This window comes from Streptomyces aureus (assembly GCF_001418135.1).
In the GTDB taxonomy this organism is placed as follows: Bacteria; Actinomycetota; Actinomycetes; order Streptomycetales; family Streptomycetaceae; genus Streptomyces; species Streptomyces aureus_A.
In genome coordinates, this window is sequence record NZ_LIPQ01000206.1 from 12,767 (window position 1) to 16,770 (window position 4,004).

General features: G+C 72.5%; 3 protein-coding genes and 1 pseudogene. 1 reads left to right on the plus strand and 3 read right to left on the minus strand.

The features are described 5' to 3' along the window. The coding region (locus AOK00_RS40410) for a transposase family protein (RefSeq protein ID WP_437441427.1) at positions 1-382 on the minus strand (382 nt) is incomplete at its 3' end. A gap of 188 nt (positions 383-570) precedes the next feature. Here AOK00_RS40410 and AOK00_RS18280 point away from each other — a divergent pair. Next, positions 571-1,938, plus strand: coding sequence for an MFS transporter (locus AOK00_RS18280; RefSeq protein WP_055601369.1), 1,368 nt, complete (start codon positions 571-573; stop codon positions 1,936-1,938). Positions 1,939-2,015: 77 nt separating this feature from the next. Here the strand turns inward: AOK00_RS18280 and AOK00_RS18285 are convergent. Next, positions 2,016-3,618: helix-turn-helix domain-containing protein (locus AOK00_RS18285; protein WP_254047406.1), on the minus strand; the 1,603-nt coding region annotated here is incomplete at its 5' end. Positions 3,619-3,620: 2 nt separating this feature from the next. Then, positions 3,621-3,871, minus strand: a pseudogene (locus AOK00_RS40415) (diguanylate phosphodiesterase); the annotation flags it as partial. Between the last annotated feature and the right edge of the window lie 133 nt (positions 3,872-4,004).

Here is a 4,004-nt window from a genome sequence, read left to right on the forward strand (position 1 = left end):
AGTTGAACGGGCGGTCGGCGGCGATCCGGTCGATCGCCAGCAGCGTCCCGTCCAGGATCACGAACGCCTTGCGGGATGCGGCCTTGACCGCACTTGCCAGGTCCGGGGCGAGTGCGGCCAGGACCTCGACGGCCTCGGCGATGTACCGGTAGGCGGTGGTGGTGCCGACGCTGAAGCCGGCCGCAAGCTGGGCACAGGTGTGTCCGCACCGCAGGTGAGCCAAGGCCAACAGGGCCTGACGGCCGGTGGTCAGCCGCCGCCAGGGGGTGCCACGCTGGCGGCGATGGGCACGCAGCCGGGCGGACAGGAAGCGCAGAATCGTACGACTCGAACCAGCCTCCGCGAACGGCTCTCCGACCCACGGGCCAGCAGCGCCACACACGAGGGATCGCCACCTACGACCGACCTTGGCGACTCGGGCCTTCGGCAGGGTCGCGACAGCAGGCCATGGAGGCTGGGCGCACACGGCACACCCGAACTATGGTGTCCCACCACATACGCCCCTGACCTGCTGCTTCCTACGGTGTGGCGACACCGAATCGTCCCCGTACCTGCCTGGAAGTGGTGCACATGGCCGCCGCAACTCCCTCCCCGACCCCACCCGGTTCCCTCAAGCGGATCGTCGCCGCCAGCCTCATCGGGACCACCATCGAGTGGTACGACTTCTTCCTGTACGGGTCCGCCGCCGCGCTCGTGTTCAACAAGCTGTTCTTTCCCGAGTCCGATCCGCTCGTCGGGACCCTGCTGTCCTTCCTGACGTACGCGGTCGGGTTCGCCGCCCGGCCCCTCGGGGCGCTGGTGTTCGGGCACTACGGCGACCGGCTCGGGCGGAAGAAGCTGCTGGTTCTCAGCCTGCTGCTGATGGGTGGGGCCACCTTCGCCATCGGACTGCTGCCGACGCACGCGACCGTCGGGTCCGCCGCCCCGGTGCTGCTGACCGTGCTGCGGCTCGTGCAGGGCTTCGCGCTCGGCGGTGAGTGGGGCGGGGCCGTCCTGCTGGTGTCCGAGCACGGGGACGCCAAGCGGCGCGGGTTCTGGGCCTCGTGGCCGCAGACCGGTGCGCCGGCCGGTCAGCTGCTCGCGACCGGTGTGCTGTCCGCGCTGACCGCGCTGCTCTCCGACGCCGCCTTCGCCTCGTGGGGCTGGCGCATCCCCTTCCTGCTCTCGGGTGTGCTCGTGATCGTCGGCCTCTGGATCCGGCTCTCCGTCGACGAGTCGCCCGTCTTCAAGGCGGCCCTCGCCGCCGCCGAGGAGCGCAAGGCCGTCGCCGGTCAGGTCGAGAAGATGCCGCTGGTCGCCGTCCTGCGGCACCACTGGCGGGACGTCCTGATCGCGATGGGCGCCCGTATGGCGGAGAACATCTCGTACTACGTGATCACCGCGTTCATCCTGGTCTACGCGACCACCGAGGTCGGACTGTCCAAGCAGACCGCGCTGAACGCCGTTCTCATCGGCTCCGCCGTCCACTTCGCCGTGATCCCGCTCTGGGGCGCGCTCTCCGACCGCCTCGGCCGCCGTCCTGTGTACCTGATCGGCGCGATCGGTGTCGGCGCCTGGATGTTCCCGTTCTTCACGCTCATCGACCGGGGCACCTTCGGCTCCCTGCTGCTCGCCGTGACGGTCGGTCTGGTCCTCCACGGGGCGATGTACGCGCCGCAGGCCGCCTTCTTCTCCGAGATGTTCGCGACCCGGATGCGGTACTCCGGTGCCTCCATCGGCGCCCAGTTCTCCTCCGTGGCCGCCGGCGCGCCCGCCCCGCTCATCGCGACCGCGCTCCTCGCCGACTACGGCGACTCGACTCCGATCGCCCTGTACGTGATCGCCGCCGCGCTGCTCACCGTGGTCGCCATCGCCTGCGCCAAGGAGACCCGCGACCGTGACCTCGGGGAGATCGAGGAGCGGACCGCCGCCGACGCCAAGGTCGGCGCCGACGCCTGATGCTCAGGACACCCGTTCCAGGACACCCGTGAAAGGCCCGGTGCCCCGCTCGTGACGAGCGGGGCACCGGGCCTTTCTCATGTGCTCGTGACCGCGTCCGCCAGCGCGTGCAGACGCAGCGCCAGCTGGATCTCCAGGGCGCGGGCAGGGGACTGCCAGTCCGGGCCGAGGAGGCGGCCGACCCGTTCCAGGCGCTGGGCCACCGTGTTGACGTGGACGTGGAGTTCGTCCTTGGTCCGGGCCGGGCTCATGCCGCTCGCGAAGTAGGCGTCCATGGTGCGGATCAGGTCCGTGCCCCGGCGCCGGTCGTACGCGACGACCTGACCCACCGTCCGGTCGACGAATCCGTCGATGTCCCGGCTGTCGGCCAGCAGCAGGCCGAGGAAGCCGAGGTCCTCGGCCGCGGCGCCCTGGCCGGAGCGGTGCAGGAGCCGGAGCGCGTCGAGGCAGCGGCGGGCCTCCTCGTACGCGACGGCCACCTGGTCCGGGTGGTCCAGCGGTGCCCGTACGGGAGCGGAGGCGCCCACGGTGACGGGTTCGCGCAGGGTGCCGCCCAGGCCGCGCGCGGTCTGCCGGGCGAGGTCGGCGGCGCTCTCGCCGGGGCCGAGGGGCAGCAGCAGGACCGTTCCGCCGTCGCGGGCCGAGGAGAGTCCGTGGCGGGTGGCGGCCAGGTGGGTGGCCGCCGACCAGAGGCGTTGGCGGTCGGCGCTCTCGCGGCCGCCGGTATCCGGATCGGCCGTGCCGCCCGCCCGGTCGATCCGCGCGGCGAGCACCACGTGCGGGGCTTCGCTGTCGGTACGGAGCCGGGCGGCGCGTTCCTTGAGCAGCCGCCGGTCGCGGTCGGGGGCGTCGAGGAGGTCGTCGAGGAGTTCGCCCCGTACGCGCTGCTCGGCCTCCCCGGCGGATCGGCGGGCAAGCAGGAGGAGGGAGGTGACGAGCGCGGCGCGTTCCAGGGTGCGCTGGTCGACCGGGTCGAGGTCCGGCTGGCCGTGCAGCACGAGGGCGCCCAGGGTCTCGCCGCCGGCGGAGACGGCGGCGACCCAGTCGTCGCCCTCGCGGACGGCGTGGCCCCCGGCGCGGCGGGCGGTTCCGGCGCCCTCCTCGGTGAACTCGACGGTTCCGCCGAGGACCTCGGAGACGGCGTGGGCCACGTCGTGGACGCCGCCGCCGTGCAGGACGAGTTCGGAGAGCCGGTCGTGGACCTCGGACGCGCGCTCGATGACGCCGCTGTGCTCGCGGATGATGTCGTTGGCGCGTTCCAGCTCGGCGAGGGCCGAGCGGGTCTCCGCGAGGAGGTTGGCGGTGTCGATGGCGACGGCGGCGTGCGCGGCGAAGGAGCCGAGCAGCGCGACCTGTTCGCGTTCGAAGACCCTGGCCCGTCGGTCGGCGGCGAAGAGGACGCCGATGACCTGGCTGCCGAGGCTGAGCGGGACGCCCAGGATGGCGACGAGGCCCTCGTCGCGTACGGCCGTGTCGATGGTCCGGGTGTGCTGGAAGCGCGCGTCGTCGAAGTAGTCGTCGGTGACGTAGGGGCGGGCCGTCTGGGCGACCAGGCCGCCGAGCCCCTCTCCCATGCCCAGTCTGAGCTGCTGGAAGCGGGCGGAGACCGAGCCCTCGGTGACCCGCATGTACGTGTCGCCGGCGGCCGGGTCGTTGAGGCTCAGATAGGCGCACTCCGTGNNACCGCGTCGAGGTCACGGAGTCCCGCGAGGTCGTGGGCGGTGGCGAAGAGCGCGGACAGTTCCGCCTCGCGGCGCCGCCGCCCCTCCAGCTCGGCCCGGACCCGCAGGGCCAGCTGCTTGGCCTCTTCGAGCTCGGCCAGCGCCTCGGGGCCCGCGCCGCTCGCGCGGGCGAGCAGCACGGGCCGGTCGTAGGCCTCCGTGGCGGCTCCCCGGGCGAGGAGTTCGAGGTAGGAGACGTGTTCGTGGGACATGGACACAGGGATACCTGCCGAACGTGTGGTCGCACCACCCCTGTGGACGACCTTCACGGGACGCAGGGACACCAGGGGCGGCGGGGGCAGGGGCCCCGAAGCGCCCACGGAGGGCCGTCCGTTATACACATCT

Bases quoted from the DNA above. Each gene is read 5' to 3' on its own strand.
- AOK00_RS18280 (WP_055601369.1), top strand. From the start codon at position 571: ATGGCCGCCGCAACTCCCTCCCCGACCCCACCCGGTTCCCTCAAGCGG.